Source organism: Xenorhabdus eapokensis, from assembly GCF_001908105.1.
Window position 1 is genome coordinate 210,865 of record NZ_MKGQ01000002.1, and the last position, 20,115, is coordinate 230,979.

The 20,115-nt window shown below is 40.8% G+C and carries 19 protein-coding genes and 1 other annotated feature; of the genes, 9 read left to right on the forward strand and 10 right to left on the reverse strand.

Annotated elements, in window-relative coordinates:
* Nucleotides 1-33 precede the first annotated feature (33 nt).
* Nucleotides 34-156: a sequence feature (His leader region), on the reverse strand.
* Between the two features lie 224 nt (nucleotides 157-380).
* Entirely contained in the window at nucleotides 381-1,220 is an 840-nt protein-coding gene (locus Xedl_RS40500; protein WP_074022479.1) for an SDR family oxidoreductase, read from the forward strand.
* A gap of 19 nt (nucleotides 1,221-1,239) precedes the next feature.
* On the opposite strand, the gene Xedl_RS40505 is transcribed toward Xedl_RS40500, so the two are convergent.
* A complete protein-coding gene (locus tag Xedl_RS40505) occupies nucleotides 1,240-1,860 on the reverse strand; it encodes a glutathione S-transferase family protein (RefSeq protein ID WP_074022480.1) in 621 nt (206 codons plus the stop codon).
* A 152-nt stretch (nucleotides 1,861-2,012) separates the two neighbouring features.
* Here Xedl_RS40505 and Xedl_RS40510 point away from each other — a divergent pair, with 152 nt between their 5' ends.
* A complete protein-coding gene (locus Xedl_RS40510; RefSeq protein ID WP_074022481.1) occupies nucleotides 2,013-3,221 on the forward strand; it encodes a serine hydrolase in 1,209 nt (402 codons plus the stop codon).
* Between the two features lie 101 nt (nucleotides 3,222-3,322).
* Here Xedl_RS40510 and Xedl_RS40515 read toward each other — a convergent pair whose 3' ends face one another.
* The 3 genes from Xedl_RS40515 to Xedl_RS40525 all read right to left on the reverse strand — a co-directional run bounded on the left by Xedl_RS40515 (nucleotide 3,323) and on the right by Xedl_RS40525 (nucleotide 6,741).
* Complete coding sequence (locus Xedl_RS40515) at nucleotides 3,323-4,630, reverse strand: HAAAP family serine/threonine permease (RefSeq protein WP_074022482.1); 1,308 nt, start codon at nucleotides 4,628-4,630, stop codon at nucleotides 3,323-3,325.
* A gap of 841 nt (nucleotides 4,631-5,471) precedes the next feature.
* Complete coding sequence (gene ybjG, locus Xedl_RS40520) at nucleotides 5,472-6,080, reverse strand: undecaprenyl-diphosphate phosphatase (RefSeq protein WP_074022483.1); 609 nt, start codon at nucleotides 6,078-6,080, stop codon at nucleotides 5,472-5,474.
* 397 nt (nucleotides 6,081-6,477) lie between these two features.
* Complete coding sequence (locus Xedl_RS40525; RefSeq protein WP_074022484.1) at nucleotides 6,478-6,741, reverse strand: GrxA family glutaredoxin; 264 nt, start codon at nucleotides 6,739-6,741, stop codon at nucleotides 6,478-6,480.
* A gap of 208 nt (nucleotides 6,742-6,949) precedes the next feature.
* Between Xedl_RS40525 and Xedl_RS40530 the strand changes: the two genes are divergently transcribed.
* The 3 genes from Xedl_RS40530 to rlmC all read left to right on the forward strand — a co-directional run bounded on the left by Xedl_RS40530 (nucleotide 6,950) and on the right by rlmC (nucleotide 9,038).
* The gene (locus tag Xedl_RS40530; protein WP_074022485.1) at nucleotides 6,950-7,267 is read left to right on the forward strand and encodes a YbjC family protein; all 318 of its coding nucleotides are present in this window, start codon (nucleotides 6,950-6,952) and stop codon (nucleotides 7,265-7,267) included.
* Between the two features lie 78 nt (nucleotides 7,268-7,345).
* Entirely contained in the window at nucleotides 7,346-7,879 is a 534-nt protein-coding gene (locus tag Xedl_RS40535; protein WP_074022486.1) for a type III secretion system chaperone family protein, read from the forward strand.
* 25 nt (nucleotides 7,880-7,904) lie between these two features.
* A complete protein-coding gene (gene rlmC, locus Xedl_RS40540; RefSeq protein ID WP_074022487.1) occupies nucleotides 7,905-9,038 on the forward strand; it encodes a 23S rRNA (uracil(747)-C(5))-methyltransferase RlmC in 1,134 nt (377 codons plus the stop codon).
* A gap of 84 nt (nucleotides 9,039-9,122) precedes the next feature.
* Here rlmC and artM read toward each other — a convergent pair whose 3' ends face one another.
* The 5 genes from artM to Xedl_RS40565 all read right to left on the reverse strand — a co-directional run bounded on the left by artM (nucleotide 9,123) and on the right by Xedl_RS40565 (nucleotide 13,233).
* Nucleotides 9,123-9,791 (reverse strand): arginine ABC transporter permease ArtM, encoded by a 669-nt coding sequence (gene artM, locus Xedl_RS40545; protein ID WP_074022488.1) that lies wholly within the window; start codon nucleotides 9,789-9,791, stop codon nucleotides 9,123-9,125.
* The gene (gene artQ, locus Xedl_RS40550) at nucleotides 9,791-10,507 is read right to left on the reverse strand and encodes an arginine ABC transporter permease ArtQ (RefSeq protein WP_074022489.1); all 717 of its coding nucleotides are present in this window, start codon (nucleotides 10,505-10,507) and stop codon (nucleotides 9,791-9,793) included. The genes artM and artQ overlap by 1 nt, the downstream gene beginning before the upstream one ends.
* 11 nt (nucleotides 10,508-10,518) lie before the next feature.
* A complete protein-coding gene (gene artJ / locus Xedl_RS40555; RefSeq protein WP_074022490.1) occupies nucleotides 10,519-11,256 on the reverse strand; it encodes an arginine ABC transporter substrate-binding protein in 738 nt (245 codons plus the stop codon).
* Nucleotides 11,257-11,366: 110 nt separating this feature from the next.
* Complete coding sequence (artP, locus tag Xedl_RS40560) at nucleotides 11,367-12,095, reverse strand: arginine ABC transporter ATP-binding protein ArtP (RefSeq protein ID WP_074022491.1); 729 nt, start codon at nucleotides 12,093-12,095, stop codon at nucleotides 11,367-11,369.
* Between the two features lie 235 nt (nucleotides 12,096-12,330).
* The gene (locus Xedl_RS40565) at nucleotides 12,331-13,233 is read right to left on the reverse strand and encodes a LysO family transporter (RefSeq protein WP_074022492.1); all 903 of its coding nucleotides are present in this window, start codon (nucleotides 13,231-13,233) and stop codon (nucleotides 12,331-12,333) included.
* 417 nt (nucleotides 13,234-13,650) lie between these two features.
* On the opposite strand from Xedl_RS40565, the gene macA reads away from it, so the two are divergent.
* Both macA and macB read left to right on the forward strand, forming a co-directional pair.
* On the forward strand, nucleotides 13,651-14,796 hold the full coding sequence (gene macA / locus Xedl_RS40570; protein WP_074022493.1) for a macrolide transporter subunit MacA: 1,146 nt from the start codon (nucleotides 13,651-13,653) through the stop codon (nucleotides 14,794-14,796).
* Nucleotides 14,797-14,798: 2 nt separating this feature from the next.
* Nucleotides 14,799-16,757 carry a macrolide ABC transporter ATP-binding protein/permease MacB gene (gene macB, locus Xedl_RS40575; protein ID WP_074022494.1) on the forward strand — a complete coding sequence of 653 codons (1,959 nt, stop codon included), beginning with the start codon at nucleotides 14,799-14,801 and terminating at the stop codon, nucleotides 16,755-16,757.
* A 64-nt stretch (nucleotides 16,758-16,821) separates the two neighbouring features.
* Here macB and cspD read toward each other — a convergent pair whose 3' ends face one another.
* The gene (gene cspD / locus Xedl_RS40580; protein ID WP_074022495.1) at nucleotides 16,822-17,049 is read right to left on the reverse strand and encodes a cold shock-like protein CspD; all 228 of its coding nucleotides are present in this window, start codon (nucleotides 17,047-17,049) and stop codon (nucleotides 16,822-16,824) included.
* A 325-nt stretch (nucleotides 17,050-17,374) separates the two neighbouring features.
* Between cspD and clpS the strand changes: the two genes are divergently transcribed.
* Both clpS and clpA read left to right on the forward strand, forming a co-directional pair.
* On the forward strand, nucleotides 17,375-17,695 hold the full coding sequence (gene clpS, locus Xedl_RS40585) for an ATP-dependent Clp protease adapter ClpS (protein ID WP_074022496.1): 321 nt from the start codon (nucleotides 17,375-17,377) through the stop codon (nucleotides 17,693-17,695).
* Nucleotides 17,696-17,727: 32 nt separating this feature from the next.
* Nucleotides 17,728-20,013 carry an ATP-dependent Clp protease ATP-binding subunit ClpA gene (clpA, locus tag Xedl_RS40590; RefSeq protein WP_074022497.1) on the forward strand — a complete coding sequence of 762 codons (2,286 nt, stop codon included), beginning with the start codon at nucleotides 17,728-17,730 and terminating at the stop codon, nucleotides 20,011-20,013.
* Nucleotides 20,014-20,115: the final 102 nt, after the last annotated feature.

Sequence of the window (20,115 nt, forward strand, 5' to 3'; positions counted from 1 at the left end):
ATTTAGTCAGTCATTAATTTGCAGAAATCAAACATAAAAAAACCCTCGGAAGTTCTTCCGAGGGTTTTTTATCGTATTCACTCCACCGGAAGACGGGTCAAATGTCTTCCAGCACACAGCAGCCTGAAAGACTAGTCAGGATGATGGTGGTGATGGTTAAATTGAATACGGTTCATATATACGAGCTCTCTATTATTTATTTTTCTACAAGAAACATGGTGTACTGAATAATGGCTGTACGTAATGCTATGTTTATGATTAAGGGTTGGTTGCTTGTTGTTTAACCTATACGATCTTGTGTATAAAAAGCAAACTCTTTTTTAAAGAAGAGGTTTTTTTTGTATTAACATATTGTTTTCAATCGCTTTTGGGAGGATATAGTGAAAAAAGTTTCTATTATTGGATTAGGGTGGTTAGGAATACCATTAGCACAAGCACTACAAAGTGAAGGAATGCAGGTAGTTGGGAGTAAAACAACGCCAGATGGTGTTGAAGCGGTGTGTATGTGTGGGGTGGATTGTTACCAGCTAAACTTGGCGCCTCAGATTGTTTGCGATGCGGATGATCTTGATCAACTGATGTCTGTTGATGTGCTGGTTTTGACACTGCCCGTTAGTGGTGTTGCGGGTGGTGGGAAGGAATATATAAAAGCAGTGCAACTGGTTGTTGATACAGCACTTTCATATTCGGTTCCACGGATTATTTTCACTAGTTCTACTTCAGTTTATGGTTCATCTGCGGGTTATCTCAATGAAGATAACCCCGTGTGTCCCGAAACTGAATCAGCCAAGGCACTGGTTGAATTGGAAAACTGGCTGCATCAATTGCCCAATACGTCGGTCGATATCTTACGCTTGGCTGGCTTGGTAGGCAGTGGACGCCACGCAGGGCGTTTTCTCGCTGGAAAGAAGGCACTCAGCGGAGGAGAAGATGCGGTCAATTTGGTACATCAAGATGATGCTATTGCTGCTATTAAGCTTCTTATTCAACAACCAGAAGGCGGGCATCTTTTTAATTTGTGTGCGCCGATCCACCCGAAAAGAGCAAAGTTTTATCAATCAGCCAGTCGCCAGCTCGATCTGACACCGCCAGAATTTTTACAGCCAGAAAGAGCAGAAAGCGAAAGTAAGGTAGAGAAAATTGTTGATGGTAGCCGTATTTGTCGGGAGCTAGGGTTTAGGTATCAGTTCCCCGATCCCGACAGAATGCCAATGAGTTAATGAAATCACAAGTAAAACATTAGCTTATTTCTATCATAACAATCTTTCTGAAAGCGGGCCTTTCGGTCAACAATTGATACCAACGATCTAAATTTGGCAGAGATGGGCGCTCTATTTCTACGTTTAACCATAAATAGGCCAGTGGTGCTAAGGCAATATCAGCCATACCAAATTTGTCACCGGAAAGGTACTGCTGATTGCTTAGTGTGTCATCGACCATTTTCAGTAATTTTTCAATCTCGGCTAAAACTTGGGCGATGATTTTGGGATCACGTTGATCTGCCGGTGTTCTGATAAAGCTGATCATAAATTGTTTAATAGGAGGGAAAAGATTGCAGCCTACCCAGTCCATCCACTTCTCAACACTGGCTCTTTCTTGAAGATCGGCTGGGTAAAGACTGTCTTTGCCAAATTTCGCAGCAATGTAACGAACAATGGTGTTGGATTCCCATAAGATAAAATCGTCTTCTTGCAAACAAGGAATAACTGCATTGGGGTTCATACGCAGATATTCAGGATCGTTGAGTTTGCCAAATTTACCACCAACATCAATTTGTTGATATGGCACATTCAGTTCTTCCAGACACCAAAGCACTTTTTTCACGTTTGATGAATTTTTACGGCCCCAAATTGTCAACATCATTTTCTCCTTAATGTCAGTCTATTTTTAACGATTGATAATATGGCAATAAAACGAGTTGAATGACAGAAAAATCTTTACGTTATTAGGTTGGAGTCTTCTCTTATAACATCCTATATTAATAGAGTTTTAGCAGAGAAAAAGGGCGAACGATGATGAAAAAAAGGCAGCAAATACCGATAATTAAATCTTTTACCTTTGGCCTGAGTGTTTTTTGGTTGGCGAGTATCAATGTATATGCAATAGAACAGCCCGCCGCACCTGAAATTGATGCAAAAGCCTATGTATTAATGGATTATGCCAGTGGAAAAATTCTGGCTTCAAATAACGCCGATGAGCGGTTAGATCCTGCCAGCCTGACGAAGATAATGACCAGCTATGTCGTAGGACAAGCGATCAAATCAGGGAAAATTGCTACAGAAGATTGGGTAACTGTTGGTAAAGATGCCTGGGCTACTGGGAATCCAATACTTAAGGGCTCATCGCTGATGTTTTTGAAACCGGGTGACAGGGTTAAAGTGATTGATCTGAACCGTGGGGTTGTTATCCAATCTGGTAATGATGCCAGTATTGCACTTGCTGATTATGTTGCGGGCAGTCAGGACGCTTTCGTTGATTTGATGAATAAGTACTCAGAAACACTAAAATTGACGAACACTCATTTCAAAACAGTGCATGGCCTGGATGCAGCAGGGCAGTATAGTACCGCTCATGATATGGCGCTTTTAAGTCAAGCCATGATCCGTGATGTGCCGGAAGAATACGCTCTGAATAAAGAGAAAGAATTCACTTTTAACAATATCCGCCAACCTAATCGCAATCGCCTGTTGTGGAATAAAAACATGGAAGTGGATGGCATCAAAACCGGACACACCAGTGGTGCAGGTTATAATCTTGTAGCATCCGCAATCGAAGGGCCAATGCGTCTGATTTCAGTGGTATTAGGCGCTCCGAGTGATCGGGTACGTTTTTCTGACAGTGAAAAACTTTTGTCATGGGGATTTCGTTTTTATGAATCGGCGACACTGTTGAAGGCCAGTGATACTTTGGTGACAGAGAAAGTATGGTACGGAACTCGCCCAGAAGTCGCATTGGGAGTGGAAAAAGATGCTTCCGTGATAGTTCCCCGTGGACAAGGTGCGAATTTGAAAGCGAGCTTTACCCTGAATAATGCCTCGCTTGAGGCACCACTAGCTCAGAACCAAGTGGTGGGTACAGTGAACTTCCTGCTAAACGATAAAGTCATTGACCAGCGTCCATTGGTTGTTAAAGAAGCGGTAGAAGAAAGCGGTTTCTTGGGTCGTATGTGGGATTTCGTTGTAAAAACGGTTAGTGGCTGGTTTAACTCGATCTTTGGTTGATATAGCGGCTAGCATTTAAATGAAAAAAATGCCAGTCGGTCTTTTGATGACTGGCATTTTTTTAGGTGTTACTGTTGAAGAAAGCAGCGTATGGATTTTGATTACATAACTGAGTAAATTGCTGCTGAAATAGCAATTGAGCCGATGACAATAACAAAAATATTGCTTGGCTTACCTGCATATTTGCGCATAGCGGGAACTTTTTTGATTGCGTACATTGGCATGATAAACAAGATCATCGCAATAATTGGTCCACCGAGTGATTCAATGATGTTCAGGATGCTTGGATTAAGTGTAGCGACGATCCAAGCACTGACTAGCATAAAGAGACTAGTGATACGATTCAGCGTCTTGTGCTGAATCGTTTTGCCTTTCGTGTTCATCATTGCTTTGTTTACAATGCCGTTAAAGCCTTCACGGGCACCCAGATAGTGGCCGAGGAAAGACTTGGTAATGGCAATAAAAGCGATAAATGGCGCAATATATTCAATAGTTGGTACACGGAAGTGGTTAGCCAGATAGGACAGAATAGTGATGTTCTGTGCTTTTGCTTCTGCCAGGTTTTCCGGTGATAAGCTCAGTACGCAACTGAAAACAAAGAACATGACTGTCAGCACCATCATGATATGGGCATAGGCCAGAATGCGTGAACATTTTTTCTCTGCATGCTCACCATATTCTTCACGTTTTGCAACTGCGAATGCTGAGATGATTGGGGAATGGTTAAAAGAGAAAACCATAACAGGGATTGCCAGCCACAGGGTAAATAATAAGCCGTTATTGCTGGTGACAGACATGGCACTGTCCTGAGACAGGCTATCGAAAATAGTCGTGTTCCAGTGAGGAATTAAGTACAAGGCCAACAGCATCAAAACGGTGACGAATGGGAATACCAATATACTCATAGCCTTAACGATGGCTTTTTCACCGAAACGGATAATACTCATTACACCAAGAAGCAATACCAATGCCAGTAATGCACGTGGCGGGGCATCAATCTGTAGCTGATGTACAAGAAAGCTCTCTACCGTATTGGTCAGTGCAACACTGTATACGAGCAGAATAGGATAAATCGCAAAAAAATAGAGAACGGTGATCAGAAAGCCGGCAACTTTACCAAAATGTTCTTCTACCACGCCGGTGATATCATCACCACTGCTTTTACCAGATAAAACAAAACGACACATTCCACGATGCGCAAAAAATGTCATAGGAAGAGCAAGAATCGTCATGATAATGAGTGGGATTAAACCACCAATACCTGCATTGATGGGAAGAAACAAAACGCCGGCACCAATCGCTGTGCCATATAATCCCAGCATCCATACTGTGTCTGATTTACGCCAGGTAGTGTGATTGCTTTTGCTGGAAGCAGAGGATGCTATCGAGCCTGCTTGAGATGTGTCCATAAGTATCTCCGAAATAACGCGGTAAAGTAAAATTTAAAAATTACTAAACCCGCACATTAATTAAATGCACGAGTTGGATTTTATATGAATAATAAGTTGTCAGATATTGCGTTGTCGTTTATCTAAACGTTTTTATTACTACACCTTTATTACTACATCCAAAAAACTTGACCCCAGACTTTTGGTAGGGGAAATATAGTTATTTTCAGTGAAATGTACCGTGATCACTCTCGCAATTGCAAGATTTATATAGAAAAGGAAGGATGTTAAAAATATTCGTCAAAATGTTGATTAAATATTAAGTAAAATAAAATGCAAATTTTGTTAAAGAATATATCATTATTTTTATTTAAATTCTAATATCTATCGGGTTTATTGCTTAATGATGTTTATATGTTAATGGTGTTTTCTTGTCTGGTGTTTGAATAACCTGAGATTGAATTATAAATGCCAATATTTTTCTCTTAATATCTCTCTGTTTGTCGTTTTGATTTTATTAATTCAATGATAGATAAGGGGATTTTAACTTCATCGCAAAGGATATACATTCTTTGACAGAAAATGTGTTTAGCATTGATATTACTTTAATAAGCGTTTAAGGATAAACAATTGTTGTGTATGAAGTTTGTTCTTTATCTCTATATTTATGAAGTAATGGTAATCGTTTTATAGTTATATATTGTTAAATATAACGAAGGGTTTTATTCTGAGATTTAAGCCACGATGAAGAGTCGAATAAATGTTAAGAAATTTCTTGAACAAGATAATGCCACTCTTTTTTTATGGTTATCAGTTACACCAGCCATATAGAGCTATATGACTGGTGCATATTCAGAATTGATTAATTTTTTACCCACCCTTTTTTGATAAAAAATGCGCAGAAGAATTGATAGAGTCGAGTCAGTTTGTTTTGTAAATGTTCTCCGTACTGGCTCCAAAATATTTGGGAAAAAGCACAGCCTAACAGGCTTACTAAAAATGCCCCAACCATATCGATTGGCCAGTGAACACCCACATAGACACGAGACCAGGCAATAGCACAGGCGATGGCCATCAGGCATAAACCTGACCAAACGCGGTGCCAAAATATAAATGCCAGGGCGAAAGTAAAGACTGCTGTGCCGTGATTACTCGGAAAAGATTCTGTAGGAGCATGGTAGAGAAAATTATAGCCAAAACCGTCAACAAATGGTCGGGCATGTGGAACAATCACCCCGATGATATAGGAGGTTGCTATGCCAAAGGCAAAAGCAATGCAGGATTTACTGACAACGGCGCGTTGAGATGTGATGGCTTGTTCTTTTCCCCAAAGCCAGCAAATGACCAATGTGGCAGGGTAAATAAATACGCAATATTTCGCTATAAAGATGGCAAGCGAGATCATTGCTGGTGGTGAACCCGGTGTTGCATTGATAAAAGTAAACAAATTGTGGTTAAGTTGTTCTAGCAAAGTCAGCCTCACAAGCGAGATATTTACGTAAACAGGGTGATTTTATTTAATGCTTGTTGATGTTGCATGAGTAAATAATATAGGGATTGTAATAATAATGAAAGATAACTGCTATCTTGCAAGTCGCTCGTGACTAACAAAAAACCCGATAGTCTTTAACCAAAGTGGATGACTATCGGGCCCTCAATATGGGGGACATCAAAGAAAAGCAGTGGCAATAATTAAGACTGTATTATGATGTGAAAGTTCTCATCCTTGGGAAAAAATTGCAAAAATTTTTTCAAGAAGGGAACGTTTTTTCGAAGGTTAAGGCACCGCTATCCAGCAAAGGGACGGTTTCTGGCTGGATAGCGTTTTTTTTTCGACGACTGATTTTATCACTAATTATTGGGTTCTGTTATTTGTACAGTTCCAGATTTTCTTTGGCATAAGCTTCAAAATCAGTGCAGCCACCGATATGTTTCTCGTCAATGAAGATCTGGGGAACCGTCTCAACAGGTTTACCCACCGTTTTTGATAAGTCGTTTTTGGTGATGTTTTCAGCCCAGATATCGACATAGCGATAATCAAAATCGTCGCGCTCGTTTTTTAGTTTTTCAGCGAGTTCTTTGGCGCGAACGCAATAAGGACAACCAGGGCGGCCAAAAATGACAGTGTACATACAAGCTCCTTAGTGGTAATGATAATGAATTTCATAGGATGTCATCTGGAGCCACTATGCCTGTAAGTATTCATAAAAAAAAGCAGGAATTGCCTTTTGTTGTAATTAGTCCTGCCAATAAGCGGAATTCAGGTATGATAGGCTCACCAATTAACAGAAATCTATTGAGTAACGGAAAGTCTATTTTTAGGCCGAAACAGACTAAAGAATGAAAATGAATCCATCAAAAGAGATGCGCTCATTGGCTGACATGCCTAAGTTAGTCATTTTATTGGAAGTATTGGGAGTGGGACTGTTGGTTCTGTCTTACTTGTCAATAACTGATAGCATAATTCTATCACCTTTATTAATGACGACAGAAGCACACATTGCTATGATTTTATTGGGTATCGGTTGCTTGATACCAGCGGCTATCCATATTATCTGGCGTGCAGTTTATAATCTTTCCTTTTTGGGAATTGATCATAAGAAAGCGGATAAAAACCATCAGATTGTCACTGATGATGAGAAAAATAAAATAGGTTAATTATTGTACATGCGACTGCTTGCTGGGAATTTCCCTGTGGTAGTATGTGTCACTTCCCAGTCATATGAGGTTAATTCGATGGATTCTATGGTTATTCCCGATTTGTCAATTTTGCGTACGTGGCTTGAACAGCTCAAGATTTCTTATTTTGAGAATGATTCAGGCTCAGTCTTGCATTTGCCTCATATGCAGAATATTGATGGCTTGTTTGATGCCAAGATCGATCTGTTGGGTGATGTAGTACTATTTTCTGCTTTGGCCGAAGTCAGGCCAACTGCGATAATTCCATTGGTTGCTAATTTGAGTCAGATTAATGCTTGCTCTCTTACTGTGAAGGCATTTATTGATGTTCAGGATGAAAGTTTACCTAAGTTGATTGTTTGTCAGGCTTTCCCTATCGCTGCCGGGATGACTTTCAAACAATTCTCCAATTTTATGCAGCAGGGTGAAGAACAAATTGCGAATGTGATTTTTGAAATTCACAGTAATAATTTTCTCTATGTCAACCATGATATGGAAAGTGATATGGAAAGTGAGATGGAAGTTGAAGTTGAAGATGAAGATGAAGAACCCTTAACTTCAACGAAAACATCAACATTTACTTTGCACTAATATTTTTTTGATACGGTTTTTTACGATGCAATGTGCGCAGCATACCGCGGGGCATTGTCACTCCTGTCAGTGGCTCAATAAGTCCTATTCACAGCAATTATTTGATAAGCAACAACATTTAAAGCAACTTTTACAGGAAGGATCAGTAATACATTGGTTGTCGCCAGTAACCAGCAAAACAAGTGAGTTCCGTAATAAAGCCAAGATGGTCGTCAGCGGCAGTGTTGAGCGTCCACTGCTTGGTATGTTGCATCGTGATGGCAGAACGGTGGATCTTTGTGACTGCCCGCTGTATCCAAAATACTTTCAGACGGTATTTGCAGTCATAAAAACATTTATTGCCAAAGCTGGCTTGGTTCCGTACAACGTTGAACGTAAGAAAGGAGAATTAAAATATATTCTTCTGACGGAAAGTCGCGCTAATGGCGAAATAATGCTGCGTTTTGTCTTGCGTTCGGAAACAAAGCTGATCCAATTAGAGCGCGCTTTGCCTTGGTTGCAGGAACAATTGCCACAAGCAACAGTGATTTCCGCTAATATTCAGCCAACCCATATGGCGATCCTGGAAGGTGAGAAGGAAATCATTTTTACCGAACGTAAGATGTTGCAGGAAACTTTTAACGGTATTCCGCTGTACATCCGCCCCCGCAGTTTTTTCCAGACAAATCCAAATATTGCCTCAGAGCTGTATGCAACAGCGGGGCGCTGGGTTAGGGAATTGAACATTAGCAATATGTGGGATCTGTTTTGCGGTGCTGGCGGTTTTGGTCTGCATTGTGCAGATAAAGGGACTCGACTGACAGGGATTGAGATCAGTGCTGAAGCAATTAGTTGTGCTAAAAGTTCTGCCAAAAGCCTGGGGCTGGAGCAGGTAGATTTTCAGGCACTGGATTCCACTCATTTTGCCCTTGATAAATCACAAATACCTGAGTTAGTTCTGGTAAACCCTCCTCGGAGAGGAATTGGTAAAGAGTTATGTGAATACCTTAGCCGGATGGCACCTAAATATGTGCTTTATTCGAGCTGTAATGCGCAGACGATGGCAAAAGATATCACTATGCTTAAACAATATCGAATAGAAAAAGTGCAGTTATTCGATATGTTCCCTCATACCGAACATTATGAAACATTGGCACTGTTAGTTCTTAATGTAAATTAATAACCTTATATCTTGGTTACCGTGATAACGATAAGTTATCACGGGCAGGAATGGTGAAATCAGATCATTGGGTGTGAATGCTGATTAATTGCGCTGTTCAAATGATAAGGCTCGTTGTTCAATCATACGCATCAGCAGTGTTAAAAGACCATTTATGCAGAGGTAAATAATCCCCGCAGCAATAAATACCGTTGCATCATAACTACGCCCAAATTGAAGCTGGCTATATCCCATGATGTCTAATAAGGTGATGGTACTGGCTAGTGAAGTGCTCTTGAAAATCAGCACAACTTCATTGGAATAGGAAGAGAGTGCTCGCTTAAAAGCATAAGGTAACAGAATGCGCATAGAATGCACTTTGGACATACCAAGAGCCTGGCAAGATTGCCATTGTCCGGCAGGAATGGCTTTGACAGCCCCGTAAAATAGCAAGGTTGAGTAGGCTGCACTATTCAATGTAAGTGTCATCATTGCACACAGCCACGGCTCTGACATAAGTTGCCATAACCACGGATACTCTTTAAGTGATGGAAATTGTCCCGGCCCGTAGTAAATCAGGAAAAACTGAACGAGGAGCGGGGTTCCGGTAAATAGTGTGATATAGCCTCTCACCAATTGAGAAAGTACAGGCCATTTCATTGTCAGGATCGTGGTCAAGACAATGGACAGTATGAATGCGACCAACAATGCTGAGAAAGTCAAACTGAGGCTGGTTTGCAAGCCGGATAAAATTTCCTGGATGTATTCAAACATTATGAAGCACTCCGTTCAAAATGGGTGGCGCGCATTTCAAGCTGTTTGAGAATAAATTGGCTGACCAGAGTAATTATCAGATAGATCACAGCAACAACCATATACCATGTAAACGGCTCCTGAGTTCGGGTGGCGATACTTTTTGTTTGTAACATCAGATCATTAACGCTGATTAACGAAACCAGTGCCGTATCTTTCAATAAGACCAGCCATTGATTACCAAGCCCTGGCAGGGCATGGCGCCACATTTGAGGCATAATCAAGCGAAAAAAGATGCGACTTTGGCTTAACCCCAGAGCTTGACCGGCTTCCCATTGCCCTGACGGAACCGCTTTTAATGCTCCCCGCAGCGTTTGTGAAGCATAAGCAGAATAGAGCAGAGACAGGGCAATAACACCGCACAGGAAAGGACTGACATCAAAGTTGTCAATTTCCATCTGTATTTTAAAGTGCCAGATAACAAGATTGATATCAAAACCTTCCGACAGTGTAATGAGGAGTTGTGAACTGCCAAAATAGATGAAGAGAACAACTAAAATTTCAGGCAATCCTCGGATCAAGGTAACCCAGCAAGAGCCTAAAAAAGCAATAGGTTTCCAGCGAATGGATTCCCATGCAGTCAACAACATTGCCAGAACTAAACCGACGACAAGCGAGGAAATGGCAAGGCCGACGGTAACTCCGGCGGCACTGATTAAAGAGTGGAGTTCATTCATTAGGATTGAGTTTATTGTTTAAACCATTTTTTGTAGATGGTGTCGTAAGTACCGTCTTGTTTAACTTCGGTTAGTGCTTTGTTCAGTTTATTCAGTAGCTCAGTATTACCTTTGCGGACGGCAATACCTAAACCGATACCAAAGTAGTTTTTGTCTGTCACCTTATCGCCAACCGTACTTAACTCTTTATTCTTTTTTAGCCATTCATTGACGACGGCAGTATCACCGAACAACGCATCAATACGACCATTTTTTAAATCAAGGATTGCATTTTGATAGCTGTCATAAGGCACGGTTTTCAGCTCTTTATGTTGCTCCATCAAATACTTCTGGTGTGTAGTGCCATTCTGAGTACCTATTTGCTTACCTTTGAGGTCGGCAACTTGAGCAAATTTCCCTTTGATAGCAACGAACATAGCAGAGTTATCATAATAAGTTTGGGTAAAATCAACTTGTTTTTGACGATCTGGTGTGATGTCGATACCCGCCATCAAAACATCAAACCGACGGAATTTTAAGCTGGGAATAAGGCTATCAAATGCCTGGTTGGTGAATGTACATTCTGCGTTGAGCTTTGCACATATGGCATTCGCCAAATCGACGTCGAATCCTTGAATCTTATTGTTTGCATCAATAAATTCAAATGGAGGATAAGTTGCTTCCGTCGCAAAACGGAGAGTTGATTCCTCCGCTGCGGTTGCTGATAAGGTCACTGCACTCAATAAGGCTGCAAACAATAATTTCTTCATAGCAATATCCTGTTGTTTATGAACTTTATGGGAATGTAGTCAATTGAAATTAAAAAAGTTTATAGATCCAGTATGGTGTTTCAGTGCGATAAATTTCAGTGTGATAAATTTCAGTGTGATAAATAGTGAGCAAAGGATTCTGTTTGAGGACGCATAAAATGCGTGGTATCACCTTTTTCGATAATGCGTCCCTGCTCCATATATACAACCTGGCTTGCGGTTTTGCGAGCAAATTCCACTTCATGAGTCACTATAACCTGAGTGATACCGGTTCCTGCCAGCTCTTTTATAATATCAATAACTTGGGCTGTGATTTCGGGATCGAGTGCAGCGGTAGGTTCATCAAACAATAGAATCTGAGGTTCCATCATTAATGCACGTGCAATAGCAACCCGTTGCTGTTGTCCACCGGAAAGATGCAGTGGAAAACGGTTGGTGAATTGCTCCAAACGAAGTCGGGAAAGGAGTTTTGCTGCTTTTTCCCGTGCTTGTTGTTTGGATTGCTTTAATACTCGGCAAGGTGCTTCAATCAAGTTATCCATCACGGTCAAGTGTGGCCATAGATTGTATTGCTGGAAGACCATGCCAACTTTTTGGCGCAATGCGAGAATTTCTTTGTAATTAGGTTGTTGTTCGAAATCAAATTGGTGCGTTACCACATTGAGTAGCCCAGAACGAGGCATCTCCAGTAAATTCAACACACGCAGCAAAGAGCTTTTTCCAGCCCCACTGGGTCCCAGCAACACCACAGTTTCTCCTGAGTTACATTCAAAATTGATATCGAAGAGAGCCTGGTGTGAACCATAGAAGCAATTTATGTTTTTTAATTGAATGCCCATGTGAAAAATATGAATAGTTAATTGATTGATGCGATATTAGTCTCATAAGCATAACTATGCAATTACATCTGCATAAAATTGTTATTTTAATCAACTTAATACAACTTAATAAGTTAACCAATCAATTTGTCGGCATTTTTTAGATCTTTTTTTGCTCTTTATATTAGTTGGATAGATTAATTTTTATATCGAAAATTTTTTTTTATTCAGTTTACGCACTAAACCTGGATGGTTTTTATTGGGTAAACAATGCGATGAATAACGGGGTTAATAAACTCAATATAAAACCATGAACGATGGCTGCTGGCACAATACTGATACCACCACAACGTTGTAAGATTGGTAAGGTGAAGTCAATTGAAGCTGCTCCTGTTAAACCCAATGCGGTTGAACGGTAGCGATTTATTAGCATGGGAATAAGCATGATAGACGCCAATTCACGCGCTAAATCATTGAAAAATGCCGTACTACCAAATACAGGCCCGTAAGCATCGGAAATTAAAATACCGGAGAGGGAATACCAACCGTATCCTGATGCAATGGCAAGGCCTGTTTTGGTCGGTAATCCCAGTAAAAATGCCGCCAGTACACCACCCAACAGAGAACTCACAGCAACCACGATAGCGATAATCGTACCACGGCGATTCAGTAGTGTTTGCTTGAGGTTCATGCCGTTATTGCGCAATTGAATTCCAACTAGAAAGAGTAAAAAAATCAGGGCAATTTCGCTGGCTTGTCTGGAAAAATGGAACCCTGACCAGCCTGTTAATCCAATCAGAAATCCCAATACTAACGCACCACATAATTTGACGGAATCCAGAGCCATGTGTAATCGGGAAGGAGGTTTTTCCTGTTTATGTGTATTAATAATCCACGGATCTCGTTTATCCAGAAGGAAAAGCGCTAGCATATTAATTATAAAAATGCACAGGAAAAACGTTGTTGCATACAGCAAGATGGAAAGTAAATGATTGCCCAGGTTTTCCAGCATCGCAAGGCTGATCCCCATCAGAATGAGAATGATGTAGACCATAACATTGAGTAGCTGATGCACGAGAGTTAGCGTTGATTTATTATTCAGATGAATAAGGTAGCCCAGAGCCAAAGGCAGGAGAATAATTAATAATCCTGAATACATGTTCCACATCCTTATCCAATAAAAAACATCTTCTTATCTAATCTTAATAACGAAAACGGGTTACAAAGATCATAAAATATACCGAAACAAAAAGTTTACATTAAAATAACAAGCAGCATAAAGGGAAACATACTGAAACTCAACGCATTTTTAATCTCCGATAGAATGGAACGCTATCGTTTTAATGAGCTTGATTTCTATCACTCCAGGAATGCAATTGGTTAGCGAGAGGGAGAGTCAATTTAACGTAATTTGGGCTACCTGCATTTATATTGGTTTTATATTGGTTTTTTAAAGGAGAGCTATCAGAAAATTTTCTTATCAAAAATCTTTCGTTGATAGGGTTTGTTTATATTTTCTACAGTAAAGTGCAGGTAAAGTAATTAGATAACATATTTTAATAGTAGGTATTTGTTGATGAAACTTTTTTTTACCAAATATCGCTGGATTGGGACTGGGCTTGTTCTCATCGCTATTGTCTTTGTATGGTACCATTTCTTCTATTCACAAAAACCTATTACATATCAGACAAGTGCCGTGATAAAGGGAGATTTCGGTAGAAATGTTCTGGCGGTAGGTAAATTGGATGCAGTCAGTAAAGTTGATGTAGGAGCTCAGGTTAGTGGTCAATTGAAAGAGCTCTATGTGAAATTGGGGGATAAGGTTAAACAAGGTCAATTACTGGCATTAATTGATCCACAGACAGCAAAGAACACCGTGGCAGAAATTCAGGAAACTGCAAAATCACTGGAGGCTAACCTTCGTGGGGCACAAGCTGAATTAAAACTTGCACAGCTCAAAGTAAATCGCGTGAAACATTTATTTAAATTACATTTAATATCTCATCAAGAATTGGACTCCAACATAACAGATATGCAGTCTAAGGCAGCCAGAGCTGACGATTTGGCAGCGCAAATTAAGCAAAATAAGGCCAAACTTGATACGGCAAAAACGAATTTGCAATATACCCGAATTATTGCCCCAATAGAGGGCATTGTGGCAGATATTAAAACACTCCAGGGACAAACCGTGATTGCTGCACAGCAAGCGCCGACCATTCTGACACTGGCAAATCTCGATACCATGATTGTTAATGCAGAAGTATCGGAAGCTGATGTCATCAATTTAGCGCCCGGCCAGAAAGTCTCATTCACCATTTTAGGAGCACCAGGCCGACAATTTCATAGCGTCCTGAAAGATATTCTACCAACACCGCAAGCGGTGAATAACGCTATTTTCTACTATGCTCGCTTTGAAGTCCCTAATCCTAAACATATATTGCGTTTGCAGATGACTGCTCAAGTAAAAGTGGAGCTTCAGGCTCTGCATAATGTATTGATGATCCCAATTTCAGCTTTGGAAATATCGTCTCAACAAGATACGTCTTCAACTCAATATTTACCTTCTACACAATATGAAGTGAGTGTTTTGCATAATGGCAAAGCAGAAAAACGTAACATCACGATAGGCGCTTTTGATAACGCTAATGTTCAGGTGCTCTCTGGATTGAAGGAAGGCGAACGGGTAATCACTAGTCGCAGCGATAGTAGCGTAGAGGAGTAATAATGAGTACGTTACTGGAACTCAAAGGCGTTAGCCGTAGTTATCTGGCTGGAGAAAGTCAAGTCACTGTTCTGGATAATATTTCTTTATCTATACAGGCCGGAGAAATGGTGGCTATTGTTGGTGCTTCCGGTTCAGGTAAGTCTACTTTAATGAATGTACTTGGCTGCTTGGATAAACCTAGCAGTGGAGAATATTGGGTTGCAGGAAGAAATATTGCTGACTTAGATAGTGATCAGTTGGCAGAGTTACGCAGGGAATATTTTGGGTTCATTTTTCAGCGCTACCATTTATTGACTCATTTAACCGCTGAACAAAATGTTGAGATCCCGGCAATTTATTCCGGTATTTCCAAAATACAACGTCGTAAGCGAGCGATTGAATTGCTAAAGAGCCTTGGATTGGAAAATCGGATTAACTATCGACCAAGTCAGCTTTCAGGTGGGCAGCAACAACGGGTCAGTATTGCCAGAGCACTCATGAATGGTGGTCAGGTCATTCTGGCAGATGAACCGACAGGGGCATTGGATAGTACTTCCGGCCAGGAAATGCTAGATATCTTGAAGAAGCTCTGTCAACGGGGACATACGGTCGTAATTGTTACTCACGATCCCAATATTGCGGCACAGGCTCAACGAGTGATTGAAATTAAAGATGGATGTGTCATGAGTGAGGTGCGTTCTTCTGAACATCAAACATTACCCCATACCTCTTCTTCTGTAGATACCACTGTCAAGGTAAAAACTTCTTCAGTACAACAAATCTGGGGACGTTTTAATGAAGCTTTATTAATGGCATGGCGCGCCATGAATGTGAATAAGCTACGTACTCTGCTGACAATGCTTGGAATTATAATAGGCATTGCTTCTGTCGTCACAATTTTAGTAATTGGTGATGCGGCAAAATCAAAGGTGCTATCAAATATTAAATCTATTGCCACTAACTCTATAACGATTTATCCGGGCGGAGATTTTGGCAGTGATAATGCTTTGGATATGCAGGCACTGAAACTGACTGATATTCCGGCAATAAAATCTCAGTCCTATGTTCGGGCTGTTTCCCCCGAATTTGTGAATAGCGGACGTTTGCGTCAAGGCAATATAGATGCTAAAGCACAAATATCAGGGGTAGGTAGTGATTTTTTTCAGGTGTATGCTATGACGTTTTCTCAGGGCATTCCTTTTACTCCAGAGATGATTGAGAGTAAGTCTCAAGTGGTTATCATTGATGAGAATACACGTAAGAAGTTCTTTCCTTACCAGAATAATGTGATAGGCAAAAAGTTACTGTTAACAAATATGCCCTTGACGGTGATTGGTGTCATTGCTAAAGGGCTAAATCTTTATGGCAGTAGTGATACATTACAAGTTTGGGTGCCTTACAGTACGATGAATAGCCGTTTGATGAATCAAAGCTATCTGAATTCGATTGATGTCAGGTTGAAAGATGGCTATGAGTCCAATGCAGCGGAAGAAAAACTTAATCAATTACTGATATTTCGTCATGGTAAAAAAGACCTTCACACTTATAACATGAATAACACCATTAAGATAATGGATAAAACAACCCGGACGCTGCAAATATTTTTAACGTTAGTTGCGGTAATATCCTTGGTTGTCGGAGGAATTGGTGTCATGAATATCATGTTGGTATCAGTTACCGAGCGTACAAGAGAGATTGGTATTCGTATGGCTGTAGGAGCCAGAACCAGTGACATTATGCAGCAATTCCTTATTGAAGCTGTTTTGGTTTGTTTAATGGGGGGGATACTGGGGATTATTTTGTCATACAGCCTTTCTTTTATGGCGCAATTGCTGTTACCGAACTGGAATTTCGTTTATAACATCACTGCATTTATCATCGCATTTGGTTGTTCAACGGCAATAGGGATAATCTTTGGCTTCCTGCCTGCAAGAAATGCAGCTCACCTCGACCCTATAGAGGCCCTGGCAAGGGAATAAAATAGCACGCCACAAATAAGCTTATTGTCTATTTGTGGCGTGGAATTACGAATTTATCGGGGTACTATTTTTTTGATTTTGAACCACCTTCCAGGGGTACAATGAGGCTGGCGTGGTTACCCTTAGGGCCTTGATGAACGCTAAAGTTCACTTTTTGACCGGCCTTCAGCGTCCTATAACCATCCATCTGAATGGTTGAATAGTGAGCGAATATATCCTCGCCCCCGCTAGCTGGGCAAATAAATCCAAAGCCCTTTGCATTATTGAACCATTTCACAGTGCCTGTTTCCATACTTCTCTATCCCTCGTATCACTATTTCGGGTTTAGGAGTCACTAAAAATTTAAAAATATGAACAAACGCCCAGACGGAATGCGGTGTTCATAAAATATACTGTAGTGAAATTCATTACGTCGTCAAGCATATAAACAACGTCAAGCTGTCTCAAATAACCAAAGTTTGATATAGATAACGGTATCTGATTTTTAGGCAAGATCCTGATCTGTTAATCAAGGGAGGGATAAGCAGAGTGCTTTATGAAGTGATAAAATATATAGCAGTAGAATGAATGAGTTCATTCTAAAATCCAGCGGACAGTTAATACCCAACGGAAGAATAATGACTGAGTTTTATAACGATTTGAAAGTTGAAGAATTTATTGAGGATGATGCAAAACAAAAACTACAACCACCATCAATGTATATGGTTATTCTTAACAATGACGATTATACCCCTATGGAGTTTGTAGTTGACGTATTGCGAAAGTTCTTTTCTTATGATGTTGAACGAGCAACGCAACTAATGCTGGATATCCATTACAAAGGGAAAGCTGTTTGCGGAATTTATACGGCAGAGGTCGCAGAAACTAAAGCTGCGCAAGTGAACATGTATGCTAAAGAGCACGAGCATCCGTTACTTTGCACGCTGGAAAAGGTCTGATCTGGCTTACTTAAATTTGGGAGGAGGTGCTTATGCTCAATCAAGAACTGGAGCTTAGTCTCAATATTGCTTTTGCCAAAGCAAGGGATAACAGACATGAATTTATGACTGTAGAGCACCTGTTGCTGGCGTTGTTAAGTAACACATCAGCGCGAGAAGCATTGGAGGCTTGTAAAGTCGACTTGGCGATGTTACGCCAGGAATTAGAAAGTTTTATTGCACAAACGACCCCGTTGTTATCTGAGAATGATGACAGGGATACACAACCTACATTAAGTTTTCAGCGTGTTTTGCAACGCGCGGTATTTCATGTTCAATCTTCGGGGCGTTCGGAAGTTTCTGGGGCGAATGTGTTAGTTGCCATTTTTAGCGAACAGGAATCTCAGGCTGCTTATTTACTGCGTAAACACGACGTCAGTCGTTTGGATGTTGTGAATTTCATCTCTCATGGAACCCGTAAAGATGAATCAGATAATGATACCCACCACAGTATCAATCCGGTTCCAGAAGAGCCGGTAATTAGTGAAGATCGATTGGAAAATTTCACGACCAATCTGAACCAATTGGCACAGAAAGGGCAAATTGATCCGCTTGTCGGCCGTCAGAATGAGTTGGAAAGAGCAATTCAGGTACTCTGTCGTCGCCGCAAGAATAATCCTCTGTTTGTTGGAGAATCGGGCGTTGGTAAGACAGCTATTGCTGAGGGGCTTGCATGGTGTATCGTGCAGAAGAATGTGCCCGAAGTGATGCAGAATTGTACTATCTATTCTCTGGATATTGGCTCGTTGCTGGCAGGGACAAAATATCGCGGCGATTTTGAGAAGCGCTTCAAGTCTTTGTTAAAAACATTGGAACAGGACAGTAAAAGCATTCTCTTTATTGACGAAATCCATACTATTATTGGAGCGGGTGCTGCTTCTGGTGGGCAGGTGGACGCAGCTAATCTTATTAAACCGCTGTTGTCCAGTGGGCGTATACGGGTAATTGGCTCAACGACTTACCACGAATTTAGCAATATTTTTGAAAAAGATCGGGCTTTGGCTCGCCGATTCCAAAAAATTGACATTCTTGAGCCTTCTTCGGAAGAAACGGTACAAATTATCAATGGGCTGCGTGCTAAATATGAAGCACACCATGACGTTCGTTATACAGCGAAGGCCATTCGAGCCGCAGTGGAGTTATCTGTGAAGTACATTACCGATCGTCATTTACCGGATAAAGCCATTGATGTCATTGATGAGGCTGGTGCAAGAACCCGGTTAGTGCCAGTTAGCCGCCGTAAGAAGACTATTAATGTTGCCGATATTGAGACTGTTGTTGCTCGCATAGCCCGTATTCCAGAAAAAACGGTGTCAGCCAGTGATAAAGATGTATTGAAAACACTGGATGAGCGTTTGAAAATGTTGGTCTTTGGTCAAGACAAAGCGATTGCTGCTTTGACAGAAGCCATTAGAATGAGCCGTGCTGGATTGGGACAGGATTATAGGCCAGTAGGATCTTTCTTGTTTGCAGGGCCTACGGGAGTGGGAAAAACAGAAGTCACAGTCCAACTTGCCAAGGTATTGAATGTCAAATTATTGCGATTTGATATGTCAGAGTATATGGAACGACATACTGTCAGCCGTTTAATCGGTGCTCCTCCGGGTTATGTTGGGTATGATCAGGGAGGATTATTGACCGATGCGATCATCAAACATCCTCATTCTGTACTATTATTGGATGAGATTGAAAAAGCGCATCCTGATGTATTTAACCTGCTGTTACAGGTTATGGATAATGGCACGTTGACCGACAATAATGGTCGTAAGGCGGATTTCCGCAATGTTATTTTGGTGATGACAACCAATGCAGGGGTACGTGAAATACAGCGTAAATCTATTGGGTTCACGGAGCAGGATAATAGTACGGATGGCATGGAAGAGATAAAACGGATTTTTACACCTGAATTCCGCAATCGCCTTGATAGCATCATCTGGTTTGATGCGCTCTCTGCTGAAGTTATTCAGCAAGTTGTTGATAAATTTATCGTCGAGTTACAAGCCCAACTGGATGAAAAAGGTGTTTCTCTGGAAGTCAGTGCAGATGCCCGTCAATGGTTATGTGACAAAGGTTATGATAAGGCGATGGGTGCACGTCCTATGGCGCGTGTAATCCAGGACAATCTTAAAAAACCACTGGCGAATGAGTTGTTATTTGGTTCTTTGGTGCATGGAGGCTCAGTCAAGATTAAACTTGATAAAGCTAAACAGACATTGGTATATGACTTTAAGAGCGCTCAAAAATCAAATAAAAAGAGATCGGAAGATGCCGTGTTATAGGTATAAATGATAGAAGCTGGTAATTGACAGGTAGTAAAAATTAGTCGCAGCCACACCACAGGTGAATTCTGAAAAAATATGCTCACCTGTGGTGTTAAGGGC

Excerpts from the sequence above, each read along its gene's own strand:
- macA (WP_074022493.1), top strand. The coding sequence starts at position 13,651 with ATGAAACTTTTTTTTACCAAATATCGCTGGATTGGGACTGGGCTTGTT.
- artM (WP_074022488.1), bottom strand. The coding sequence starts at position 9,791 with ATGTTTGAATACATCCAGGAAATTTTATCCGGCTTGCAAACCAGCCTC.
- Xedl_RS40525 (WP_074022484.1), bottom strand. The coding sequence starts at position 6,741 with ATGTACACTGTCATTTTTGGCCGCCCTGGTTGTCCTTATTGCGTTCGC.
- Xedl_RS40515 (WP_074022482.1), bottom strand. The coding sequence starts at position 4,630 with ATGGACACATCTCAAGCAGGCTCGATAGCATCCTCTGCTTCCAGCAAA.
- Xedl_RS40535 (WP_074022486.1), top strand. The coding sequence starts at position 7,346 with ATGGATTCTATGGTTATTCCCGATTTGTCAATTTTGCGTACGTGGCTT.
- clpA (WP_074022497.1), top strand. The coding sequence starts at position 17,728 with ATGCTCAATCAAGAACTGGAGCTTAGTCTCAATATTGCTTTTGCCAAA.
- cspD (WP_074022495.1), bottom strand. The coding sequence starts at position 17,049 with ATGGAAACAGGCACTGTGAAATGGTTCAATAATGCAAAGGGCTTTGGA.
- artQ (WP_074022489.1), bottom strand. The coding sequence starts at position 10,507 with ATGAATGAACTCCACTCTTTAATCAGTGCCGCCGGAGTTACCGTCGGC.
- macB (WP_074022494.1), top strand. The coding sequence starts at position 14,799 with ATGAGTACGTTACTGGAACTCAAAGGCGTTAGCCGTAGTTATCTGGCT.
- artP (WP_074022491.1), bottom strand. The coding sequence starts at position 12,095 with ATGGGCATTCAATTAAAAAACATAAATTGCTTCTATGGTTCACACCAG.
- clpS (WP_074022496.1), top strand. The coding sequence starts at position 17,375 with ATGACTGAGTTTTATAACGATTTGAAAGTTGAAGAATTTATTGAGGAT.
- Xedl_RS40510 (WP_074022481.1), top strand. The coding sequence starts at position 2,013 with ATGATGAAAAAAAGGCAGCAAATACCGATAATTAAATCTTTTACCTTT.
- Xedl_RS40565 (WP_074022492.1), bottom strand. The coding sequence starts at position 13,233 with ATGTATTCAGGATTATTAATTATTCTCCTGCCTTTGGCTCTGGGCTAC.
- artJ (WP_074022490.1), bottom strand. The coding sequence starts at position 11,256 with ATGAAGAAATTATTGTTTGCAGCCTTATTGAGTGCAGTGACCTTATCA.
- Xedl_RS40530 (WP_074022485.1), top strand. The coding sequence starts at position 6,950 with ATGAAAATGAATCCATCAAAAGAGATGCGCTCATTGGCTGACATGCCT.
- Xedl_RS40505 (WP_074022480.1), bottom strand. The coding sequence starts at position 1,860 with ATGTTGACAATTTGGGGCCGTAAAAATTCATCAAACGTGAAAAAAGTG.
- rlmC (WP_074022487.1), top strand. The coding sequence starts at position 7,905 with ATGCAATGTGCGCAGCATACCGCGGGGCATTGTCACTCCTGTCAGTGG.